This is a genomic window from Pelagibius sp. (genome assembly GCF_028281305.1).
Taxonomy (GTDB): domain Bacteria; phylum Pseudomonadota; class Alphaproteobacteria; order Kiloniellales; family Kiloniellaceae; genus Pelagibius.
Genome location: NZ_JANQKD010000008.1, coordinates 29,463 through 48,981, shown reverse-complemented (window position 1 = coordinate 48,981; position 19,519 = coordinate 29,463). Strand labels below are relative to the sequence as shown.

21 protein-coding genes and 1 tRNA gene are annotated in these 19,519 nt (G+C 65.4%); 8 read left to right on the top strand and 14 right to left on the bottom strand.

From position 1 onward, the window contains the following. Positions 1-24: 24 nt before the first annotated feature. The 4 genes from Q0982_RS01725 to Q0982_RS01710 all read right to left on the bottom strand — a co-directional run bounded on the left by Q0982_RS01725 (position 25) and on the right by Q0982_RS01710 (position 3,444). Entirely contained in the window at positions 25-1,182 is a 1,158-nt protein-coding gene (locus tag Q0982_RS01725; RefSeq protein WP_299391189.1) for a radical SAM protein, read from the bottom strand. A gap of 93 nt (positions 1,183-1,275) precedes the next feature. After that, the gene (locus tag Q0982_RS01720) at positions 1,276-1,692 is read right to left on the bottom strand and encodes a hypothetical protein (protein ID WP_299391188.1); all 417 of its coding nucleotides are present in this window, start codon (positions 1,690-1,692) and stop codon (positions 1,276-1,278) included. A 278-nt stretch (positions 1,693-1,970) separates the two neighbouring features. After that, positions 1,971-2,057, bottom strand: a tRNA-Leu gene (locus Q0982_RS01715). A gap of 496 nt (positions 2,058-2,553) precedes the next feature. Then, a complete protein-coding gene (locus tag Q0982_RS01710; protein ID WP_299391187.1) occupies positions 2,554-3,444 on the bottom strand; it encodes a LysR family transcriptional regulator in 891 nt (296 codons plus the stop codon). Positions 3,445-3,618: 174 nt separating this feature from the next. Between Q0982_RS01710 and Q0982_RS01705 the strand changes: the two genes are divergently transcribed. Then, positions 3,619-4,056 (top strand): globin domain-containing protein, encoded by a 438-nt coding sequence (locus Q0982_RS01705; protein ID WP_299391186.1) that lies wholly within the window; start codon positions 3,619-3,621, stop codon positions 4,054-4,056. 644 nt (positions 4,057-4,700) lie between these two features. Next, positions 4,701-5,501, top strand: a complete 801-nt coding sequence (locus Q0982_RS01700) for an SDR family NAD(P)-dependent oxidoreductase (protein WP_299391185.1) — start codon at positions 4,701-4,703, stop codon at positions 5,499-5,501. 71 nt (positions 5,502-5,572) lie between these two features. On the opposite strand, the gene Q0982_RS01695 is transcribed toward Q0982_RS01700, so the two are convergent. The 6 genes from Q0982_RS01695 to Q0982_RS01670 form a co-directional block, all read right to left on the bottom strand. Beyond that, the gene (locus tag Q0982_RS01695) at positions 5,573-7,579 is read right to left on the bottom strand and encodes a methyl-accepting chemotaxis protein (RefSeq protein WP_299391184.1); all 2,007 of its coding nucleotides are present in this window, start codon (positions 7,577-7,579) and stop codon (positions 5,573-5,575) included. 462 nt (positions 7,580-8,041) lie between these two features. Further along, the gene (locus Q0982_RS01690) at positions 8,042-8,362 is read right to left on the bottom strand and encodes a hypothetical protein (protein ID WP_299391183.1); all 321 of its coding nucleotides are present in this window, start codon (positions 8,360-8,362) and stop codon (positions 8,042-8,044) included. A gap of 110 nt (positions 8,363-8,472) precedes the next feature. Then, the gene (locus tag Q0982_RS01685; protein ID WP_299391182.1) at positions 8,473-9,567 is read right to left on the bottom strand and encodes an AbrB family transcriptional regulator; all 1,095 of its coding nucleotides are present in this window, start codon (positions 9,565-9,567) and stop codon (positions 8,473-8,475) included. 88 nt (positions 9,568-9,655) lie between these two features. Next, entirely contained in the window at positions 9,656-10,300 is a 645-nt protein-coding gene (locus Q0982_RS01680; protein ID WP_299391181.1) for an HAD family phosphatase, read from the bottom strand. Next, positions 10,293-11,498 carry an acetylornithine deacetylase gene (gene argE, locus Q0982_RS01675; RefSeq protein ID WP_299391180.1) on the bottom strand — a complete coding sequence of 402 codons (1,206 nt, stop codon included), beginning with the start codon at positions 11,496-11,498 and terminating at the stop codon, positions 10,293-10,295. The genes Q0982_RS01680 and argE overlap by 8 nt, the downstream gene beginning before the upstream one ends. Positions 11,499-11,587: 89 nt before the next feature. Further along, positions 11,588-12,514 (bottom strand): transcriptional regulator GcvA, encoded by a 927-nt coding sequence (locus Q0982_RS01670; protein WP_299391179.1) that lies wholly within the window; start codon positions 12,512-12,514, stop codon positions 11,588-11,590. Between the two features lie 215 nt (positions 12,515-12,729). On the opposite strand from Q0982_RS01670, the gene Q0982_RS01665 reads away from it, so the two are divergent. The 3 genes from Q0982_RS01665 to Q0982_RS01655 all read left to right on the top strand — a co-directional run bounded on the left by Q0982_RS01665 (position 12,730) and on the right by Q0982_RS01655 (position 14,084). Continuing rightward, complete coding sequence (locus Q0982_RS01665) at positions 12,730-12,921, top strand: DUF1127 domain-containing protein (protein ID WP_299391178.1); 192 nt, start codon at positions 12,730-12,732, stop codon at positions 12,919-12,921. Between the two features lie 178 nt (positions 12,922-13,099). Then, positions 13,100-13,561 carry a hypothetical protein gene (locus Q0982_RS01660; RefSeq protein ID WP_299391177.1) on the top strand — a complete coding sequence of 154 codons (462 nt, stop codon included), beginning with the start codon at positions 13,100-13,102 and terminating at the stop codon, positions 13,559-13,561. Between the two features lie 55 nt (positions 13,562-13,616). Beyond that, entirely contained in the window at positions 13,617-14,084 is a 468-nt protein-coding gene (locus tag Q0982_RS01655) for a flavodoxin family protein (protein ID WP_299391176.1), read from the top strand. A gap of 43 nt (positions 14,085-14,127) precedes the next feature. Here the strand turns inward: Q0982_RS01655 and Q0982_RS01650 are convergent, their stop codons facing one another. Further along, positions 14,128-14,424 carry a YciI family protein gene (locus Q0982_RS01650; protein WP_299391175.1) on the bottom strand — a complete coding sequence of 99 codons (297 nt, stop codon included), beginning with the start codon at positions 14,422-14,424 and terminating at the stop codon, positions 14,128-14,130. A 96-nt stretch (positions 14,425-14,520) separates the two neighbouring features. Here Q0982_RS01650 and Q0982_RS01645 point away from each other — a divergent pair, with 96 nt between their 5' ends. After that, positions 14,521-15,426, top strand: coding sequence for a LysR family transcriptional regulator (locus Q0982_RS01645; protein WP_299391174.1), 906 nt, complete (start codon positions 14,521-14,523; stop codon positions 15,424-15,426). Here Q0982_RS01645 and Q0982_RS01640 read toward each other — a convergent pair. Next, positions 15,404-16,171 (bottom strand): NAD kinase, encoded by a 768-nt coding sequence (locus tag Q0982_RS01640; RefSeq protein ID WP_299391173.1) that lies wholly within the window; start codon positions 16,169-16,171, stop codon positions 15,404-15,406. The two genes, Q0982_RS01645 and Q0982_RS01640, sit on opposite strands and share 23 nt — an antisense overlap. Before the next feature lie 338 nt (positions 16,172-16,509). Between Q0982_RS01640 and Q0982_RS01635 the strand changes: the two genes are divergently transcribed. After that, on the top strand, positions 16,510-17,040 hold the full coding sequence (locus Q0982_RS01635; RefSeq protein WP_299391172.1) for a hypothetical protein: 531 nt from the start codon (positions 16,510-16,512) through the stop codon (positions 17,038-17,040). A 33-nt stretch (positions 17,041-17,073) separates the two neighbouring features. Here Q0982_RS01635 and moaA read toward each other — a convergent pair whose 3' ends face one another. Then, a complete protein-coding gene (moaA, locus tag Q0982_RS01630; RefSeq protein ID WP_322096927.1) occupies positions 17,074-18,066 on the bottom strand; it encodes a GTP 3',8-cyclase MoaA in 993 nt (330 codons plus the stop codon). 226 nt (positions 18,067-18,292) lie between these two features. On the opposite strand from moaA, the gene Q0982_RS01625 reads away from it, so the two are divergent. Further along, on the top strand, positions 18,293-18,607 hold the full coding sequence (locus Q0982_RS01625; RefSeq protein ID WP_299391170.1) for a hypothetical protein: 315 nt from the start codon (positions 18,293-18,295) through the stop codon (positions 18,605-18,607). 16 nt (positions 18,608-18,623) lie between these two features. Here the strand turns inward: Q0982_RS01625 and Q0982_RS01620 are convergent, their stop codons facing one another. After that, positions 18,624-19,511 carry a C40 family peptidase gene (locus tag Q0982_RS01620; RefSeq protein WP_299391169.1) on the bottom strand — a complete coding sequence of 296 codons (888 nt, stop codon included), beginning with the start codon at positions 19,509-19,511 and terminating at the stop codon, positions 18,624-18,626. Positions 19,512-19,519: the final 8 nt, after the last annotated feature.

Here is a 19,519-nt window from a genome sequence, read left to right as displayed (position 1 = left end):
CGGCTTCGGGCCGATCTTCAGCGCTCAGGCGACGTTCAGAGCGGCGTTCTCGCGTGCTTCCAGAGCACCAAAGGCAGGCTCATCGAAGCCGATGTGCCGGAGGTGGGCCGCAATGAAGTCCTGCACCGGATGGGCCACCGCGCAGTGTCCGCCCGCCCGGTTGGCCAGCCGGCTTTCGAAGACGGGCCCGTGGTTGCAGCTGCGGGCGAAGGGGCAGGCCTCGCAATGGGCCGCCTCGATCGCATCGTTGCGGTCCAGGGAGGCCGCATAGCGCGGCGAAGCCAGGATCTCCCCAATCGGCTGGCGAAAGAGATTGCCGAGCGAGAGGTTGGGCTCATAGGCGTCGAGCACCTGGTAGAGATCGCCGTTGGTGTTGACGATGAGCACGCCGTCACCCTGCGCGCGCCGGCGCCAGGGCGTGCTCTCAAGGCCGTTGATGTGCAGCAGCGCGGTCTGCAGGTAGTGCTTCAGCGGGGCCACGGAGACGCTGAAATCGCGCTCCAGCCAGTACAGAAACAGATCGTTGAGGGCGGCCACCATTTCTTCGCTGCTGATGGCGAAGGCCGCTTCCGGCGTATTGAGCGGGGAGGGGAACAGCGGAAGCACGCGGAAGGAGACGTTCAGGTGCTCCATGAAGTCGTAGATGGTCCGCAGGTGCTTGGCCGTGTGGGCGGCAAGGACGACGATGCTTCCGAAGGGGATGCCGGCCTCTGCCAGACGGTCCATGTTGGCCGCCACGCGGTCCTCGGTCTGCCGGCCGCCGGCGGAAAGCCGGACGCCGCCGGCCAGGTCCATGGACACGCCGACCTTGAAGCCGCCGTCCTTCAGCAGCTCCAGTTTTTCATCCGCAAGGGCGTAGAGATTGGTCTGCACCGCGTTCACGAACACGCCGCGGTCGAGGGCGTCCCGCCCGAGGATGTCCTGCTGCAAGGCCAGAACCTCGCGCATGTAGCTGCTCGGCAGGACCAGCGGCTCGCCGCCGTGCCAGACGATCTCGGCGCGGGCCTCGACGCCCAGACGCCGTGCCTGCAGGGCATTGTGACTCTTGATCGCCTCGAAGACCTTCGCCCAGTCCTGGAGCGCGATGCGGTCCGGCTTGTTCAGTTCCTCCCACTCGTAGCAGTAGCGGCAGCGCAGGTTGCAGAGCTTGGAGGCCTTGATGGTCCAGGTGATACGGTACATTGACGGTTCCTTTGCCCCATCTCCTGCGCCGGCCGCGGTGCCGGAGCCGATGAGCGGCTCCGGCCAGCCCGACGAGCCTGCCGTCGCTTCAGCTTAGAGCGCGCCGGGGCGCCGTCCGGCGTTGTGCTTCAGCCAGTCCGAAGCGCCCGGGTTCGGCGCCGAGCCGCCGGGCGTGCTGTGGACTTCGATCCAGGTCGCCTCGACGAAGATGTCGCCAGGGCCCATCGCCGCTGAAAAAATCTTGCCGTCGCGGATCTCGATCCGGCCGCCGCCGGCCAGCGAGAAAACGCCGTTACGAACCGGACGGCGGCGGTCGCCGTCCAGCAGGGCGACGCGGTCTTCACGGACCTCCAGGATGCCGCCATCGCGCAGCGACAGCTTCACCGGGCTTTTCGTGCTGGCGGCAAAGAGGCGCGATTCCGGGGTCGCAAGGGCAACCGCCGTTGCCAGAGCGCCGAGCAGGAGCTCGCGCTTGCTGACGCTCAAGGTGGTAAAGGGCCGGGACGTCATGACGGAAACCTCCGTTCGGGTTGACCGGAGCCGCGCCTTGCCGGCGTTCGGCAAGGTGGCTTCGTCATGGGTCGCTGCGATGGTTAATGAGGTTCAATCGTCCGGAGCCCGGCGGCCCGCGGCGCCGTCTTGCTGGGTGTCATCCTGTCATCGGCAGGGAGCGGATGGACGCAGAGCAGCTGCTTCCTTCGAGATCTGCTGCCTTAACGGGAGCAATTCGAAGCGGGCAACGTCGGCGCGATATCTCGTGCCGGGACCCGGATTATGGAGGGAGTCTGTGGTGCCCGCTGCCGGACTCGAACCGGCACGACCTTTCGGTCCCGAGATTTTAAGTCTCGTATGTCTACCAATTCCATCAAGCGGGCTTCGCGCGATGCGTCGCGCTCTCCTTGTGCCCCAAGGTCCCCGCCCGAAGCAATAGCGGCAGCGGCGGGAGATCGCGGGCACACCGGAGAGCAGATCGGTTGCTCGCCGCACAATCTCCAGTCGAAATAGTCTGCCCCTATTGAACCATCTGCGGCCGGCCGCCGACGAACGAAGCGTTACGCCGACTTCGGGATGCTTCGTTCACCGCAATCACAGCCCTCAGAGCCTCCAACGTCTGCCGCGCCGCCGGTTGCCAACCCCGCAGCCTAGGGATCAACCGCCGGCGCCCGCCGCGGGGGAACTGTGTCTGCTGGCGGTCGCCCGGCACCCGACCCTGTTCGGCGGGCTGATCGGGCTCTCCCACAGCTCAAGCGGCCCGCCGGACGCTCCGTGGGCCTGCTCCCCAATCCACCCCGGGGACGGCCCACGGGGCACTTTGGCCTTAAGGCACTTTGGCTGTAGGGCAGCTTCGTCGCGGGGTACTTCGGCGGGCGCTCAAGGCGCTTCGGCGATCCGAGGGGTGCAGTGGTCTTCGCCCTTCGGCAGGAAAACAGAATGGAAGGTTTCGCGCAGCCAGCGGATGGTGGCCTGGATACGCGCCGCTTCGACCGTGTCGGGATGGGCGTGAAGGTGCAGCGCGCGCATGAGGTCCGGCTCTCCCTCCTTCACACGCACCAGATCGGGGTGCTCTTCGGCCAGGCACATAGGCAGCAGCGCCTTGCCAATGCCATGGCGCACGGCGGAGAGCATGATGCCGGCGTCGGTGGCGGTCATGCGGAGCGGCTCGCCGCGGGCGCGCAGACGCTTGTGGGCGCGCGTGACGATGGGCCTGTTGGAATCCTCATCATAGAAGGAAATCCAGCCCAGGCTCTGCGGATCGGCATCCTCTGCGCAGTAGACGGCGTAGGGCACGTCGCCAAGCTTGATGGCGAACTCGCTTTCCCGCGGCTCCACTTCAAACCAGATCGACAAAGAGGCATCGCCACGGATGCGGCCCCGCGGGGTCAAGGTGACAATGCGCAGATCGAGGCGGGGGTTCGCTGCCAGGAAGGGGCCCATTGTCGTACGGGCCAGCCGGTCCAGGGTCCAGTGGTTGCCGAGCAGGCGCACCGTTCCCACAGGTCCGGTCTCGCTCGGTGTCACGGCATCCCTCAGCCGGTCGATCCGGCGCTCCACCTCGATGGCTTGGTTAATGGCGGCTTCGCCGGCATCGGTCAGGGCGAAGCCGGTTTTGGAGCGGACGAAGAGGATCGTCCCCAGGTCGCCTTCGAGAGCGGTCAGGCGCCGGCCGGCGGTGGACTGGTCGATGCCCAGGGCCTGGGCGGCCTGGGTCAGCGACCCCAGGCGGCTGATGGCAAGCGCCACTTTAAGGTTGTCCCAGTCCATGTGCGGCCTCCTGGCAGGAACATGCAATGCTGCATTTTCCTTGTGCGGTTTCTCGGGTTCAAGCCTCGTGCCGTTGCCGGTATTCCTTTATGCGGCTTCGACGCGCCGTAGGATGCCGACTGCCGTGAGGCTTTGAACATAATTACTATAGCGATCTGACTAGAGACCTGCCCGATGGCCCTGACCCCAGACGAAACCGAGCTGATCCGTAACAGCTTCCGGGTTGTTTCGCAGGACAGCCAGCAGGCGGCCAACCGTTTCTATCGGATCCTTTTCGAGCGCTCTCCCCATTTGCGCCACATGTTTCTGAACGACATGGAGCAGCAGGGAGGCATGTTGATGAGCAAGCTCGGCCTGATTGTTGCCGAGCTTCAGAATATACCCGGACTCGTTCCGGTCTTGGAGGATCTTGCACTGCGCCATGTCGCCTATGGTGTGAAGCCACAGCACTATCCGCTGGTCGGCGATGCCCTGCTTCAGATGCTCGCAGAGATGTTGGCGGAAGACTTCACCCCGGCAACGCGGGCGGCATGGGTAAAGGCCTATGATGACGTCTCTCGGTTGATGATCAGAAGTGCCTACAGCCACGAGGTGATCCCCGCGGAAACCTGACGCCCGCACCGTCGGGCTCCGCCAGAAGCCCCGGCCAAGCCGCCAAGCGCCCCGTTTGATTAAGGAATTTTTGATGATGAATATTAACCGCAAAGCACTTTTCGCCACAGGTTCGCGACGGCCGGCAATGCCCGCAGGCCGGCGCCGCGGCGGTGCCGCGCAGATCGGGCTGCTTTAGGCGGCTCCCGAAAGCTCAAAAAAATGCAATTTGCCGCCGGAAGGAATGAACCGCGGCGGCTTCGACAACGACTGAAGATGTAGCAACGCGGCGTTCGCGCCAGCCTGCTTGGAAAAGGACAACGGGGTTCTTAGACACCGCCAGCAGTCTGCAGAGCAGATAAGGCCCGGCAGTCTGCAGAGCAGACAAGGCAGTGTGTTCTTTTCCGAGCAGAGACAAGTCGGCAGGCTGATAGGGCTCTCCCACCCCTCCACCCAGCCTGTCGTTGCCCCACGGGCCGCAGCCTTCTCCACCCCTGGAGCGGTCCGTGGGGCGCCTTCCTTCCTCCCGCAGCGTTAATCCAGCCGGCCGCATACTGTCGCCATGGGCCTTGCGCCTGCGCAGTCACGGCCGGGCTGGTGCCGTTCCGGTCGTTCTTTTATGAAGGAGACTTGGTGCGACACCACGGCAGGGAGGGAAGGCAGCGATGGCCGGGCGGCTCGAAGGAAAGGTGGCAATGGTGGTAGGTGCCGGGTCTTCCGGGCCGGGTTGGGGCAACGGCAAGGCAGCCGCCGTGCTCTTTGCACGCGAAGGCGCCAAACTGTTCTGCATCGATATCAATCTCGCGGCCGCAGAGGAAACCGTCGGCATCATCCGCGGGGAGGGCGGCAGCGCCGAGGCGGCGCAGGCCGACGTGTCCCGGGCCTCGGACGTGGCGGCGATGGTCGCGCGCTGTCTGGAGGTCTATGGCCGGATCGACGTTCTGGAGAACAACGTCGGCATTCTGGCGGTCGGCGGACCGGTTGAGACCAGCGAGGCGGATTGGGACCGCGTCATCGACGTGAACCTGAAATCGATGTTTCTCACCTGCAAGCACGTGCTGCCGGTTATGGAACGCCAGGGCAGCGGCGTCATCGTCAACATCGCCTCCATCGCCGGGATCCGGGATACCGGTGTGCCCTACGTGTCCTATTCCGCCAGCAAGGGGGCGGTGATTCCCTTCACCCGCTCCGTGGCGCTGCAGTACGCCAGGAAGGGCATCCGCGCCAACGCAGTACTGCCGGGCCTCATGAACACGCCCATGATCGTGGAGCCCTTGAAGGACGCCTATGCGCAAGGCGATGTGGGCGAGATGATCCGCAAGCGCGATGCCCAGTGCCCGACCGGCAAGATGGGCGATGCCTGGGATGTCGCCCATGCGGCGCTCTTCCTGGCGTCCGACGAAGCCAAGTATGTCACCGGTACGGAGTTGATCGTCGACGGCGGGATCACGGCCAAGTTTTCCTGAACCTACGCCGGCCAAAAGGAAAAGGGGCGCCCGGCGCCCAAGCGCCGGACGCCCCAACCAGGAAGGCGTAGCTAGGCTGCGCGGACGCGTCCCAGGAACTCTTCCACCTTCTTGTTGAGCTCGACGGACTGCTGGGCGAGGCCGGTGGCCGCTTCCAGGGCCGCCCGGGCGGCGGTGCCGGTCTCCGATGCGCCCTTCTGCACGTCGCCGATGTTGGAGGACACCTCCTGGGTGCCTGTGGCAGCCTGCTGGGTGTTGGTGGAAATCTCCGAGACGGCGGCGGTCTGCTCCTCGATGGCCGCGGAGATGGAGCCGGCGATCTCGTCGACCTTGACGATGGTCTCCTTGATCCGGCCGATCGCCTGGACAGCCGAGTCCGTCGTCGACTGGACGCCGGCGATCTGCTGGGAGATCTCCTCGGTGGCCTTGGCGGTCTGCTGGGCCAGGCTCTTGACCTCCGAGGCGACCACGGCGAAGCCCTTGCCGGCCTCGCCGGCGCGGGCTGCCTCGATGGTGGCGTTGAGGGCGAGCAGGTTGGTCTGCTCGGCGATGTCGGAGATCAGGGTAACGACCTCGCCGATCTTCTGCGCGGCGCTGGCGAGATCGCGGACCACGGTGTCGGTTTCCTCGACTTCCGACTTTGCCTCGCCGGTGCTGCGGGTCGATTCCGTCACCTGGCGGGCAATCTCGTTGATCGAGCTCGACATCTCTTCGGAAGACGCCGCGACCGTCTGGACGTTTGCGGTGGCCTGCTCCGCCGCGGCGGCAACGGCCGTCGACTTGGAGGTCGCATCTTCGGCCGCGCTGGTCAGGTCTTGGGCCGAGGTCTTGATCTCGTTGGATGCTGAAGAGACCGAGTCGACGACCTGCTGGACCGAGGCCTCGAAGTCGTCGGCCAACTGGTTCATCGCCTGGCGCTTCTCGGCCTCGGCTTTCTTCTCCTGTTCGACACGCTCTTCAGCCAGGCGGTCCATTTCGATGGCGTTCTCCTTGAACACCTGGACCGCTTCGGCCATGGCGCCGATTTCGTCCTTCTGGCCCAGGGCGGGGACCTCCAGGGTCTTGTTGCCCTTGGCCAGCTCGGTCATGGCCGCGGTCATGCGGTTGATCGGGCGGGAGATCCCCATGCCGATCACCCAGGCGATGGCCACGCCCAGGGCCAGGGCAACGACGGAGATGATCGCATCGGTGACCTCGGCCTGTTCCATCGCGGCGGTTGCCTCGGGACCGATCTGGTCCTGGCGGCCCTTGACGGAGAGCTTGTAGTCCTCGATGGACTTTGCCACCTCCGGGCCGATCGTGTCGAGCTGCTCGCGGATCACGGTGTTGCGCTGATTGATGATCACGTTCACGTCATTGAAGGACGTCTCATAGATAGAGACGTTCTCGACCACCGCCGTGGCCAGCTGGCGCCGGCGCGGGTTCTGCAGGCTGGCCAGCAGATCGTCGGACAGCTCGGTCAACTCGCCGAACTCCTTCATCACGCGGTCATAGGACTCCTGTTTGTTGTCGACCAGGAACTTGGTCGCATAGAGCCGTGCGAGCAGAAGGTTGCGCAACACCATGCCGGCGGTGAAAGCGGCCTCGGCGTCGCCGTCTCTGTAGGCGCTCTCCATGATCGCCGTCAGGTCCTTTTCGATCTGCGGACCGATGACGTTCAGGGTGCTGTGGACGATCTCGTTGCGCTTGTCGTTGAGTGCGACGACGTTTTCAAAGTGGCCTTTGTACTCGGCCATGCGCCCCTTCATGCCCTCCAGGAGGGCACGCCGTTCCGGGTCGGCGACCAGCGTCAAGGCATCGTCAATCAGGGTGGCGGTCTTTTCTTCGAAATGGAAGACTTCGTCCCGGTCCTTCTCGGACTTGGTGATGATGAAGTCCTTCACGTTCATCCGCGTCATCAGCAGGTTAGCCTGCACGCGGCCGATCGCATTGGCCTGGCGGGCCAGGGTGCGGTATTCGCTGAAGGTTTCGTTCGCGAAGTTGAGCGAGTAGATCGACAACACGCCGATCACCGTCAACATGACCAGAATCAGGCCGAAGCCCCCGAAGACCCGGGTCGAGATTTTGAGGCTGCTCATAAAGCCGAGCAGGTTGCTCGCACTTGAGAGCGAAGTCTTGACTTTCCCCTCATTGAGCGCAGAGGGGTCGGCGGCGTTTGTCTGTTTCATCTTCATCACCCATGCTGACGGCTGCTTAGACCCGTCTGTTGGCAGTCCGCTCTGTCCCGACCCGGTCGCGGGGTCTTGAGACACGTCGCGCGAAACTCTTTGGTTAGTCACTAGTCAAAGTAGTACTAGTGATTTGAACTAATTTCCCGGATAATGCGCGTAGATCGTTAACAACTAGTTGGCGAGACCGACTATCAATTCAGGGCGTTCTAATGAACGTCTCTTCTCTACTAGATCGCGCATGCGGCTCGTGGCCGGGCGATCTCCACTGACCCCCGGATTGAGACGGACCATCAGCCGAAACGCACCGGCAGTCGGCAGTGCTCTGCGGTCTCACATCGGACTGTGCTGGGTGTCGGATCTTTGGGCGGGCTAGCGCTTTGCAGCCCCGAGACTGGTGGCATCGATCGGATAGGCACCCCAGGGGCTCATGGCCTCTGCGTCTTCAATGCTCACTGTGATGGCATCGTTTTGGTCGCCGGGGCGGCGCGGTGCAGCGACGGCGTCAGGAGCGGCTTCGACGCCTGGGGAGATCACGACAACTCTCCGGACGTCAGGGCGGTTCAGAAGCGACTCAAGCTCGGCGCCGGGAGAAACACCGTCGTTCGGATCAAAGAGTTCGCCATCGAGGCTGAGGCCGAGCGGCAGCACGAGGAAAAGAGCCAGCAAAACGGCGAGTAGACGGTCCGACATCGGGGCCCCAACGACTCCCACAAGGCAGCACTCAGGCTGGCCCGCTCAGCGTGACAGGTGTGTGTCAATTGGGGGGACGGATGGAACCCAAGCATCGGGCGCGGCCCGTGCTATCCGGGGTCCGGAGTCCGGCTTCGACCGGTAAGTCCCGAGGGCAGGACCCGGAACAGCAGCGGCGTGAAGACGACGATAAAGAAGATCCGCACAATGTGATGCGTGGCCACCAGGGCCGCATCGACGGAGAGCGCGAGTGCAATCAGGCTCATCTCCGCGACGCCGCCCGGTGCGTAGGCCAGGAAGAGGGCGATGGTCGGAAGGCCGGTCAAGGGATGCAGCATCACGGCAAACAGCAGGCAACCGCCGACGAGGATGATTGTGCTGCCGAGCGATGCCAGCAAGGTACGGCCGACAAGCTTGAGCGCCACCCCGGCGAAGCGGCAGCCGATGGTGGTGCCCACCACGACCTGTGCCGCAGCGACCAATTCGGTCGGCGGCTTGGCATCGCTCCAGCCGGCGAGGTGGATGGCTGCCGAGGCCACCATGGGCCCCAGGATCGCCGCCGCCGGCAGCCGGGCGAGGCGGGCGGCGAAGAAGCCGACCACACCGCAAAGGGTGAGCACCGCCATGTCAAAGGGCTCGGCCTCGACCAGCGGAATGCCGCCGGGCGGCCGCGGGCCCGGGGTGAAGCCGAAGATCCACTGCAAGACGAAGGGCAGGGCGAGGACGACCAGGAGGATCCGCGATGTGTGGGTGAGGGAGATGATGCGCTCGTCGCCCCCCATCGCGCCGCCGATGATCATCATCTCCGAAAGGCCGCCGGGCGACGCGGAGAAGTAGGCGGTGATCGGATCGTAACCGGCAACCCGGCGCAGGAAGACCGACACAACGGCAGCGGCGACCAGGGTATAGGCGATGAGCCCGAGCAGCGAGACGACCCAGTCGCCCACCCGGTCCAGGATCTCCGGCGCGAAGCCGCTGCCTAGCATGACACCAAGCACGGCGACCATGGCCGTCCGGTACAGGATCGGCAGAGCGATCGGCAGGCCGGCGAGGGCGGCGATGGTCGTTGCCAGCATGGCGCCGATCATCCAGGCAAGCGGCAACGCCAGCAGGCTGGCCAGCCAGCCGCCGCCGGCGCCGACCGCCAGGGCCAGAAGGATCTTGTGCCAGGGCGTCGTCTTCTTTTGGGGTTGTCGCGGCGACATCAGAGGGCCGCCCGCCGGTGTGGCCCTGCGGAGCCGGCGCGCGAGCCGTGCGGCGCTGGACGTTGGTCCGCCGGCGGCAGTGGCGGCCTCAATCCAACAATCCCAGCCGCGTCAGATCATCGGTCAGGAGATCCGGCGAGGTAAAGTGCAGAGCCTGCCAGCCGGCCTGCCGCGCGGCCGCCGCATTGTCCCTGCGGTCGTCGATGAAGAGCGTCTCCGCGCGAGTCAGGCCATAGCGTTCGGTCAGCAGATCGTAGATGCGCGATTCGGGCTTCTTCATACCGACCTCGCCGGAGATCACCATTCCCGAAAACCGTTCGAAGAAGGCGAAGCGCCGGCGCGCATGAGGAAAGGTCTCGGCGGAAAAGTTGGAAAGAACGAACAGCGGCAGGCCCTTTTCGTGGAGGCGTTCGACCACGGATACGGTGCCGTCGATCGCCCCTTTCATCATCTCGGGAAAACGGTCGTAGTAGGCCTCGATCAGCGGCCGCTTTTCCGGATGCAGAGCGCAGAGCTCGGCAGTGATCTCGGCGGTCGGGCGCCCGCCGTCTGCCTGTTCGTTCCAGTCGGATGAGAACACCTCGGTCAGGAAGTGCTCCATCTCCGCTTCTTCGGAGAAGATCTTGCGGTAGAGGTGCCGCGGGTCCCAGTCGATCAGAACGCCGCCGAGGTCGAAGACCACGGCAGCCACGTCCCGGCTGCCCTGTTCGTGCTGCGCCCTTTGCTCAGCCATGGGCGAGGCCGCCCGGGCGCACCCTTTCCTCCAGCCGGTCCATGAAGCGCTCGCAAAGGGCTATCTGCTCCAGGGTCACGAACTCGTCGGGCTTGTGGGCCTGATCGATGGAGCCCGGCCCGCAGACCACGGCGGGAATTCCGCTGTCGTCAAAGAGCCCGGCCTCGGTCCCGAAGGCAACTTTCCCTGTCGCATTGCTCCCGGTCAGGGCCTTGGCCAGATCGACGACCTCGGCTTCGGGCGCCAGGTCGAGGCCGGGGAAGCTTGACAGCGGCTCCCAGGTGAAGCCGCTGGCCGGGTCGATGGCCTGCATGGCCGGGGCGATCTCCTGCTCGGCGAAGTCCTTGACCCGGGCCAGAAGTGCGTCGGGGGAGTCCTCCGGCAGGTAGCGGAACTCGAACTCGAAGCGGCAGTGCCCGGGCACGATGTTCAACTGGGTGCCGCCCTCGATGAGCCCCGTATGAATGGTCGTATGCGGTACGTCGTAGTCGCTGTCGAAGGGGCCGTTGGCGGACTTCTCGGCCGCCATGTCGGTGAGCAGCCCGATTACCCTGGCGGCGGCCTGGATCGCGTTCACGCCGTGGGGGGCGAGGGAGGAATGCGCCTCCTTGCCGCGCACGTGGCAGGCCATGGAGAGCTTGCCCTTGTGGGCGGTGACGACCTTCATGTCCGTGGGTTCGCCGACGATGCAGAGCCGCGGACGCACCGGCTGTTCGGCAAGATGGGCCAAGAGGCCCGGCACCCCGCGGCAGCCGACCTCTTCGTCGTAGGAGAGGCAGAGATGGATCGGCGTTTCCAGCTCGCCGCCCAGAAAACGCGGGGCATGCGCCAGCGCCACGGCCACGAAGCTCTTCATGTCGCAGGTGCCGCGGCCGTAGAGCCGGCCGCCGGATTCACTGACCGTCCAGGGGTCGCGGGTCCAGTCCTGGTCGTCGATGGGAACCACGTCGGTATGGCCGGAAAGTGCGATGCCGCCGCGGTCCTGCGGGCCCAAGGTGGCATAGAGGTTCGCCTTGCTGCCGCCGGGGTCATGGACCAGCGTTGCGGTCACACCGAGATCCGCCAGGTAGTCGCGGACGTAGTGGATGAGATCCAGGTTGGAGTTGCGGCTGGTCGTGTCGAAGGCGATCAGGCGCTCGATCATGGCACGGGATTCGGGCCTGATGGCCGGCGTTTCGGCATTCAGGGTATCAGGCAAGACAGATCACTCCGGGCAAAGGGGATTGGGGGGCAGGGGAACGGAAACATGACCGTTTGCAGCCTCAACAGGATGACAGAGCCACTGATTCAGCGCCAGTCTTCTGGTTCGGCACCAGTCTTCTGGGCCTCTTCCAAGAGCCACTCGCGGAAAAGGCGGACGCGGCGGCGCTCCGCCAGAGCCGGCGGGCAGACGATGTAGTAGGCGAACTTCGACGGCACGCTCGGTCCGAAAGGCTGCACCACGCGCCCGCTTTCCAGGTCGGCAGCGGCCAGCCAGCGGTGGGCGAGGGCGACGCCCTGGCCGGCGGCAGCCGCTTCGATCACCATGGAGGAGTCGCTGAAGCCGGGGCCGCGGGTGCAATCAATACCGCTGACCTGTGCCGCCCGCAGCCAGTTTCGCCAGTCCGGGCTTTCGTCGTGCCGCGAGACCTCGTCGTGCAGCAGCGTGTAGTGACGCAGGTCCTCTGGTGCCTTCAGCGGATTGGGTCCCTTGAGCAGCGCGGGGCTGCAGACCGGAAAGACCTCGTCGCTGAGCAGGAGATCGACCTGCAGACCCGGATAGGTGCCGGCGCCGTAGCGAATGGCCATCTCGACGGAGTCGTCCGAGAAGTCGACCAGCTTGTTGTTGGCCGAGATCATGACGTCGATGTCGGGGTGACGGTCGCGAAAGCGCGACATCCGGGGCAACAGCCACTTGGCGGCCAGCGAGGGCAGAACGCTCACCGTCAGCGGGCCGGAGTCATCGTCCTTGAAGAGCTGGCTGGTGCCGGCGGCTATGCGGTCGAAAGCATCGCGCAGGACCGGCAGGTAGATCTGGCCGGCCTCGGTCAGGACAAGGCGCCGGTTGAGGCGCCGGAAGAGTTGGATCCCCAGGTGCTCCTCCAGCAGCTTCACCTGGTGGCTGATGGCCGCCTGGGTGACGTTCAGCTCGGCGGCTGCCTGGGTGAAGGAGAGATGGCGCGCCGCAGCCTCAAAGGCCCGCAAGGCCTTCAACGGCGGGAGTTTTCGGGACATGCTTTCGCATTAGATTTGCTGATGTTGCGCATGAGATATCATCGTTTGCCGGATTCAGCAATCGTCAATAAATCTTGGGCTAAGAGATTGTCCATAGTTGCAAAAAGCCCGCGCCGCCGGGTGCCTCATGGTGAATTTTTCGTATAAGGAAGCCTAAGATGTCGAACGCAGTTTCACGGAGACCGTCCCCTGTCCTGGGCGCGCAGCCCGCTGGTGTGGCCGATATCCTCAAGGCCGTGCTGCGTCTGCCGCTGACCCTGCTGGACCTGATGATCGACTGGCAGCAGCGTTCCGAAGAGCGCGCCGCCATCACTGAACTGAGCCCGCACCAGAGGCGCGATATCGGCCTCTCGCAAGAGGATCTGTTTGAGATGGCGGCAAAGCTGCGCTGGACGCGTTCTCTGTAAGGCGCTCCCTCTGAGCTGTTGGTCCGGCCCCTCCAGTCGCCCCGAAGCCCGTACCTTTGATGAATCCGGTACATCTGGGATGCCGGCCGGGCCAACCGCGTCCGCAGCGCTGTAGCTTTGCCACAAAACCCGCTAGACTCCCGGCGTTGATGCGATTCTGACGCTGACGAGGACCGGTATGACTGAACCGCTTGAGCGGGCCACTCTGATTGAGCAGCTTGAGAAACTGGGCAGTGCAGAGGACGAGGAGGCCCTGGCGGCCGCCCGCAAGCTGCACGGCATGGTGACCGATGCGGACCAGTCGTGGGATGCCCTCATTGTGCCCGAGGACGACGAGGAGAGTCTCTCCGAGGACCTTGAGGAAGACGACCTGGACGATGAGGAGCCGGAGGACGAGGGCGAAGATGAGCCCGCCGACGAGGCGGACGAGCCCCTGAGCCCCGAGGCGCAACAGGCTCAGAATGCGGAGGCACTGCGCATCATCGAAAAACTGTTGGCCGGTGCCAATGTCTCGGATGGCCTGCGTGAAGAACTCGAGGGCTACAAGTCCGACATTGAAGAAGGCGAATTCACCACCGGCGATCTGCGTTACCTGAAGGCCCTTTCTGCGCGGCTCGGCAAAGGGGCCGCGGCAGGCTGAGACGCGCCGGTAAGCGGCCCCGGAATGGAGCCCCCGGCAGCGGGTGAGCCAGGCGATGGCTGACAAGCGTTTGCTGATCGTGGCCCATGCGCCCTCGGACAACACCAAAGCCCTGAAGCAGGCCGTGGTCGACGCCGCCCGGGGCTGCGAGACCGACAGCCTCGACGTGGTGGCGCGCGCCCCGCTCGACGCCGGACCGGACGATATTCTGGCCGCCCAGGCGGTCATTCTGGGCACGACCGAAAACCTCGGCTACATGAGCGGCGCGCTGAAGGATTTCTTCGACCGCAGCTACTACCCCTGTCTGGAGAAGACCCAGGGCCTGCCCTACTGCCTCTACATCCGCGCCGGCCATGACGGCACCGGCACCCGCCGTGCCGTCGAGAGTATCACCACCGGCCTGCGCTGGCGGGCGGTCCAGCCGCCGCTGGTCTTCAAGGGCGCCTGGCAGGACAGCTTTCTGGACGAGGCCCGCGATCTCGGTGCCGCCATGGCCGCCGGCCTGGATGCCGGGATCTTCTGAGGCGTATCCACGGGGTGGCGCGCGCCCCGGGCTTGCAAGGCCGCTAGATCTGCCTGCGGCCCTCTGCGAAGACCTGCTTCCAAGCGGAGATGCGAACCGATTTCCGCAGGCCTGTCGGCCAGAAGGGGTCTTCCCGGACCATCCGGTCGACGGTCTCGCGGTCTTCCGCTTCGACCAGCCAAAGGCCGCCCTGCGCTTCCCCCGCCGCAGACACCAGCGGGCCCGCGGCGACCACCCACTCTTTGTGTTTCTCGAGAAACCGCAGGTGGTCGGGCAGGTGTTTCCGGCGGAGCTCCGCCGCCTGTGTGGGATTGTCCTCGAACAGCACCGCAAAAAGCATGCTCTTCTCCTAAGCTTCGGATGACCTTTTGCGGTGGAGCTTATCGCTGCATACTTGCAGGCAGACAGGCGAACTTCGGCAAATGGAGCTGCAAGAATGCAGGCACCGAACTGGAACGATCTGCGCTACCTCCTGGCCATCAGCCGCACCCAGAGGCTGACCCTTGCTGCCCGGCGCCTCGGCGTTGACGATACGACGGTGTCGCGGCGGCTCGCGGCCGTTCAGACGGCGGTGGGGCGGCGCCTCTACCAACGCCTGTCGGACGGGCGCTTCGAACTGACGGTTGCGGGCGCGTCGCTGGTGCAGGTCGCGGAGCGGACGGAGCGCGAACTCGCGGCGCTCAACGGCAAGGGCGGCACCGCCGGGGACGCGGCCGGGGACATCGCCGGTGTGGTGCGGCTGACCGCGGTGCCTTACGTCATGAATCGGATCCTGATACCCAGGCTTGCAGAGCTGGCGCAGAGGCATCCGGCCCTGCGGCTCGAACTTGTCTCCGATCTGAGGGACCTCAGCCTGACACGCCGGGAAACCGACATGGCCTTGCGCTTTGCCCGCCCGCAGCGCGGCGGCCACAGAGTGAAGGCGCAGTGCGTCGGACGCCTGGCGTTCGGGATCTATGTCTCGGCGAACCTGCCGGCGAAGGAGCGGCAGCCTGCACGCTGGATCACCTATGATGAAGCCATGAGCCATTTGCCGCAGGCGCGCTGGCTGGAGGCGGCGGCGCGCAAGCCGGGAGAGCCGCCGGCGCCGTTTTGTGTGAACGATGTGGAGGCGGCGCATGAGGCGGCCGCCGCGGGCTGCGGCCGAACGCTCCTGCCCGTCGCCGTCGCCAAGCAGGATCCGCGCCTGAAGAAGCTGCCGGCGCCGCGCGAGCTGCCCTTGCCAGCGCGTGAGCTGTGGCTGCTGGTGCCGCGCGAATTGGCGGCCCTGCCGCGCACGCAGGTGGTCAGGCGCTGGGTCGAGAAGACCCTGAGCGCTTCTAAGGCTGGAACTGTTCCTTGATGATGCGTTCCTCTAGGTCGTGCTCGGGGTCGAAGAGCAGATTGAGATCCAGGCTCTTGTCCTCGTAGACGCGCACCTTCAGCACATCGCGCACCTCGGTGAAGTCTGCCGTGGCTGAGACCGGGCGCTTCTCCGGTTCGTGCACGGTGAAGACCACCTCGGCGGAGGCCGGCAGCAGGGCGCCGCGCCAGCGTCGCGGCCGGAAGGCCGAGATCGGGGTGAGGGCGAGGAGTTGTCCGCCGATCGGCACGATGGGGCCATGGGCGGAGAGGTTGTAGGCCGTGCTGCCCGCAGGCGTCGCCACCATCACCCCGTCGCAGATGAGTTCGTCCATGCGCTCCACGCCGTCGATGGCGATACCGACCTTTGCAGCCTGCCGGCCTTCGCGCAGCAAGGAGACTTCGTTGATCGCCAGGGCCTCGCAGCTCTCGCCGCTCGCGCAGTCGACCTTCATGAGGAGGGGATGCACGGTGGCCTGCTCGGCGGCGCTCAGCCGTTCCGGCAGATCATCCTCGCTGTATTGATTCATGAGGAAGCCGACGGTCCCGCAGTTCATGCCGTAGATCGGCAGGCCGTGGTTCATGAAGCGGTGCAGCGTCTCCAGCATCAGGCCGTCGCCGCCCAGGGCGACGACGACCTCCGCGTCCTCGACGTCGTGATGGCCGTAGCGCTCTTCAAGGCGCTGCAGCGCCTCGGCGGCCTCCGGCGTCTCGCTGGCAACCAGGGTAAACTTCGGGGCGGTCACGGTTAAGGGAAGTCCTTCCAGAGGCCCCCTGCCGGGGGCAGGCTGATGATCTGCAGTTCCGCCCGGTCCCCACAAGGAGCGTCAGGCGGGTCGCGCCGGGCCGATCGCGGCGGGCCGGTCACGATGGCGCTGAGTATAGCCATGAAATGCCGGGGCGCCAGCCCGCGCCCCACCTTGGCGCCCCACGTTGGCGCCCCACGTCTGCGGCTCACGTCTGCGGCTCACGTCTGCGGCTCACGTCTGCGGCTCACAAGGCTAAACGCCCTCTTGTCAAAAGCGCCGTCCTCCCGCAGGGTTGCGCCAACGACAAACTGGGCTTCGTACAGGGAGAAGGGTTCATGAGGCTTTGGCCACCAGCAGGGCGGCGCTTCTGCGCAGCGGCAACGGTTCTGGCCGGCGCGGTCCTAGGGGGCGCGATTCTGGCCGGCCTGACAGCGGTCGCGACGCCCGCCTCTGCGGACGACCGGCATGCCGGCTACTACTACCCTGACCCGACGTCTCGGGAGACCTATACCGCCCGCTCCTTCACCCTGCCGGAGACCTCGCGCAAATCCCGTATTGCCTTCGTGACGGGCATTACCAGCGAGCAGAACAAAGCGCCCTATCCGCCGACCGCGGCGATCTTCGCCAAGGGCTCGGAAGCCGAGAAGCTGATCATCGTGGCGCTCGACGAGGGGCGCATCGACACGGTCTACCGCGCCCGCGCGATCTTCGCTCAGATGACGGCGGTGGCCCGGTTGCTGCCGGTCTTCTCGGAGCTGGGGGTGGAGGACTACTTCACCTTCTTCGATCTGGCGAAGATGCTGGGCTTCGAACAGATCACCATTTCAAACGGGCGCGACTTCGCCCATCAGGTGCTCATCCAGTAGAGGGAACAGCCTGCGGCCTGCCGACGGAGTAGGTTATCCGCCGGTGACGCTCATGTGACGAGAGACCGCGGGCTGCTTGCGGCGGCGGTCGATGACGAAGTCGTGGCCCTTGGGTTTGCGCCCGATGGCTTCCATGATCGCCGCGTCCAGCAGCCCGTCGCTGTCGCTGGCGCGCAAGGGTTCCCGCAGATCGGCGGCGTCTTCCTGGCCCAGGCACATGTAGAGCGTCCCGGTGCAGGTGAGCCGCACCCGGTTGCAGCTTTCGCAGAAGTTATGGGTCATCGGCGTTATGAAGCCGATGCGGCCGCCAGTTTCGCGCACCCGCACGTAGCGCGCCGGCCCACCGGTCCGGTAGTCGATTTCGTCGAGAGTCCACTTCTGCGCCAGTTCGGCGCGCAGCATAGACAGCGGCCAGTACTGCTCGACCCGGTCCTCGCCGCCGATGTCGCCCATCGGCATTACCTCGATGAAGGTGAGGTCGTAGCCTTCGTCGCCGCACCAGGAGACCAGGCGATGCACCTCGTCGTCGTTGACACCCTTCAGCGCGACGGCGTTGATCTTGACCTGCAGGCCGGCGGCCTTTGCGGCGGCGAGCCCTTCCATCACCTGGTCGAACTTGCCCCAGCGGGTGATGGCGGCGAACTTATCGGGGTTGAGTGTGTCCAGCGAGACGTTCACACGCCGGACGCCGATGTCCGCCAACTCATGCGCGAAGCGGCCGAGTTGGCTGCCGTTGGTGGTCAGGGTGAGCTCGTCGAGGGCGCCGCTTTTCAGATGCCGCGACAGACTGCGGAACAGCGTCATGATGTCCCGGCGTACCAGCGGCTCGCCGCCGGTCATGCGCAGCTTGCGCACGCCCTGGCGCACGAAGGCGCTGCACACACGGTCCAGCTCTTCCAGGCTCAGGATCTGCGCCTTGGGCAGAAAGGTCATGTTTTCCGCCATGCAGTAGACGCAGCGGAAATCACAGCGATCCGTCACCGATACACGCAGATAGGTGATCGCCCTGCCGTAGGGATCGATCATCTCAGCCATTCGGACTCTCCCAACCCTGATTGCCCGCTCATGTTATGCCGAGCCGGACGACTTTCATTTGATACTTGTCAAAAATAGTACCAGCGGGACCCAAATTCGCCCCCAACTTTCGTATGGCCAATGGGACCTCGGGGAAAGCAGAATCCGCTCTAGGCGCCGGATTCCGCCGACTTTCTGGGGCTTGTAGGGTCCCGGCAGGGGCTTTAGCCTCTGCGCCATGGCTGAACCCCGGCAAGAGGTCTCTTTTCTAGACCGTCCCATCGCCCGCCTCTGTGCTTTGGGCGTCGCCCTTCTGATGGTTGCGGTGCTCGGCATCATGCACCGCGACGACCTCTTCCCGCCTGAAGCGGCAGTGCCGGCGGCGGACGACCCCGTGGCGCGCTGCCTGGCCGAGCGGGCCGCCGACATCGACGGCATGGTGGAAGAGGGCACGATCACCGCCGCTCAGGCCGACCTGTTCAAGAGCCGCGCCGAAGCGCTTTGCCAGTCCCAGGTCGGGAACAGCAGCGGGCCGCCGCTTCCCCCTCAGTAGCCGCCCCGAAAGCCGCTCAACCGAATTCAGGGATGCGGCGCACGGCGGTGAAGCCGCCGCCGGTTTCCGCGCGCACGCGGCCTTCCAGCGCGGCCAGATCCTCGATGGCCACGGTCATGGTAAAGGCGTTGGCGTGCACGATGCGCCCAGCGTCCAGCATTATGGCGACATGCCCGGGCGAGAAGACCAGATCGCCGCGCTGCAGGGCGATCTCTCCGGGCAGCCCGTTGAGCGCTTCGCCCGCCGTGGCTTCCTGCTGATAGCTGTCGCGCCGAACGGGCAGGCCCGCACAGGCCAGCGACAACTGCACCAGGGTCGAGCAGTCGAGGCCGACGCTGCTGCGCCCGCCCCAGTAGTAAGGCGTGCCGAGAAAGCGCAGCGCCGTTGCGACGAAGTCGGATTCGGTTTCCGCGACCGGCGCGATGTGTCTGCCGTAAACATAGCCGCCGCCCTGGAGAGCGGCGTAGTCGCCCTCGCGGCCGGTGACGCAAAGCGGCGAGCCGATGCTGAGGCAATCCAGCGGCGGCGCCTTGAGATTAGGCTCCGGAAAGAGATAGCTGCGCAGGGCCGTTACCCGATGGGTCGGCGGCGAAGGGGCCGCGCCGAGCGCCCTGCTTTCGACATAGCCGACATAGCCGTCGGTCTGGTTCTGCACCCAGGCCCAGCCCTCCGCCTCGTCGAAGACGGTCACGGTTTCGCCGAAAAGAAGCTGGCTGTCGAGGCCGGAGCCTGCATCGGGGGTGCGGCGCAGGTCGACGACCCCGCGGGCGATCCCGGCGGGCCGTCCTTCTGCGAAGCGGACTGCCGTGACCTGGCCTTCCAGAGCCGCATCGGCGAGATCGTCGCGGACGGCGTTGAGGCGGGGATCGATACGGGGGTCGAGAGTTGTGCCGGACTCGGTCATGCGTCTGA

Excerpts from the sequence above, each read along its gene's own strand:
- Q0982_RS01725 (WP_299391189.1), bottom strand. The coding sequence starts at position 1,182 with ATGTACCGTATCACCTGGACCATCAAGGCCTCCAAGCTCTGCAACCTG.
- Q0982_RS01720 (WP_299391188.1), bottom strand. The coding sequence starts at position 1,692 with ATGACGTCCCGGCCCTTTACCACCTTGAGCGTCAGCAAGCGCGAGCTC.
- Q0982_RS01710 (WP_299391187.1), bottom strand. The coding sequence starts at position 3,444 with ATGGACTGGGACAACCTTAAAGTGGCGCTTGCCATCAGCCGCCTGGGG.
- Q0982_RS01705 (WP_299391186.1), top strand. The coding sequence starts at position 3,619 with ATGGCCCTGACCCCAGACGAAACCGAGCTGATCCGTAACAGCTTCCGG.
- Q0982_RS01700 (WP_299391185.1), top strand. The coding sequence starts at position 4,701 with ATGGCCGGGCGGCTCGAAGGAAAGGTGGCAATGGTGGTAGGTGCCGGG.
- Q0982_RS01695 (WP_299391184.1), bottom strand. The coding sequence starts at position 7,579 with ATGAGCAGCCTCAAAATCTCGACCCGGGTCTTCGGGGGCTTCGGCCTG.
- Q0982_RS01690 (WP_299391183.1), bottom strand. The coding sequence starts at position 8,362 with ATGTCGGACCGTCTACTCGCCGTTTTGCTGGCTCTTTTCCTCGTGCTG.
- Q0982_RS01685 (WP_299391182.1), bottom strand. The coding sequence starts at position 9,567 with ATGTCGCCGCGACAACCCCAAAAGAAGACGACGCCCTGGCACAAGATC.
- Q0982_RS01680 (WP_299391181.1), bottom strand. The coding sequence starts at position 10,300 with ATGGCTGAGCAAAGGGCGCAGCACGAACAGGGCAGCCGGGACGTGGCT.
- Q0982_RS01670 (WP_299391179.1), bottom strand. The coding sequence starts at position 12,514 with ATGTCCCGAAAACTCCCGCCGTTGAAGGCCTTGCGGGCCTTTGAGGCT.
- Q0982_RS01660 (WP_299391177.1), top strand. The coding sequence starts at position 13,100 with ATGACTGAACCGCTTGAGCGGGCCACTCTGATTGAGCAGCTTGAGAAA.
- Q0982_RS01655 (WP_299391176.1), top strand. The coding sequence starts at position 13,617 with ATGGCTGACAAGCGTTTGCTGATCGTGGCCCATGCGCCCTCGGACAAC.
- Q0982_RS01650 (WP_299391175.1), bottom strand. The coding sequence starts at position 14,424 with ATGCTTTTTGCGGTGCTGTTCGAGGACAATCCCACACAGGCGGCGGAG.
- Q0982_RS01645 (WP_299391174.1), top strand. The coding sequence starts at position 14,521 with ATGCAGGCACCGAACTGGAACGATCTGCGCTACCTCCTGGCCATCAGC.
- Q0982_RS01635 (WP_299391172.1), top strand. The coding sequence starts at position 16,510 with ATGAGGCTTTGGCCACCAGCAGGGCGGCGCTTCTGCGCAGCGGCAACG.
- moaA (WP_322096927.1), bottom strand. The coding sequence starts at position 18,066 with ATGATCGATCCCTACGGCAGGGCGATCACCTATCTGCGTGTATCGGTG.
- Q0982_RS01625 (WP_299391170.1), top strand. The coding sequence starts at position 18,293 with ATGGCTGAACCCCGGCAAGAGGTCTCTTTTCTAGACCGTCCCATCGCC.
- Q0982_RS01620 (WP_299391169.1), bottom strand. The coding sequence starts at position 19,511 with ATGACCGAGTCCGGCACAACTCTCGACCCCCGTATCGATCCCCGCCTC.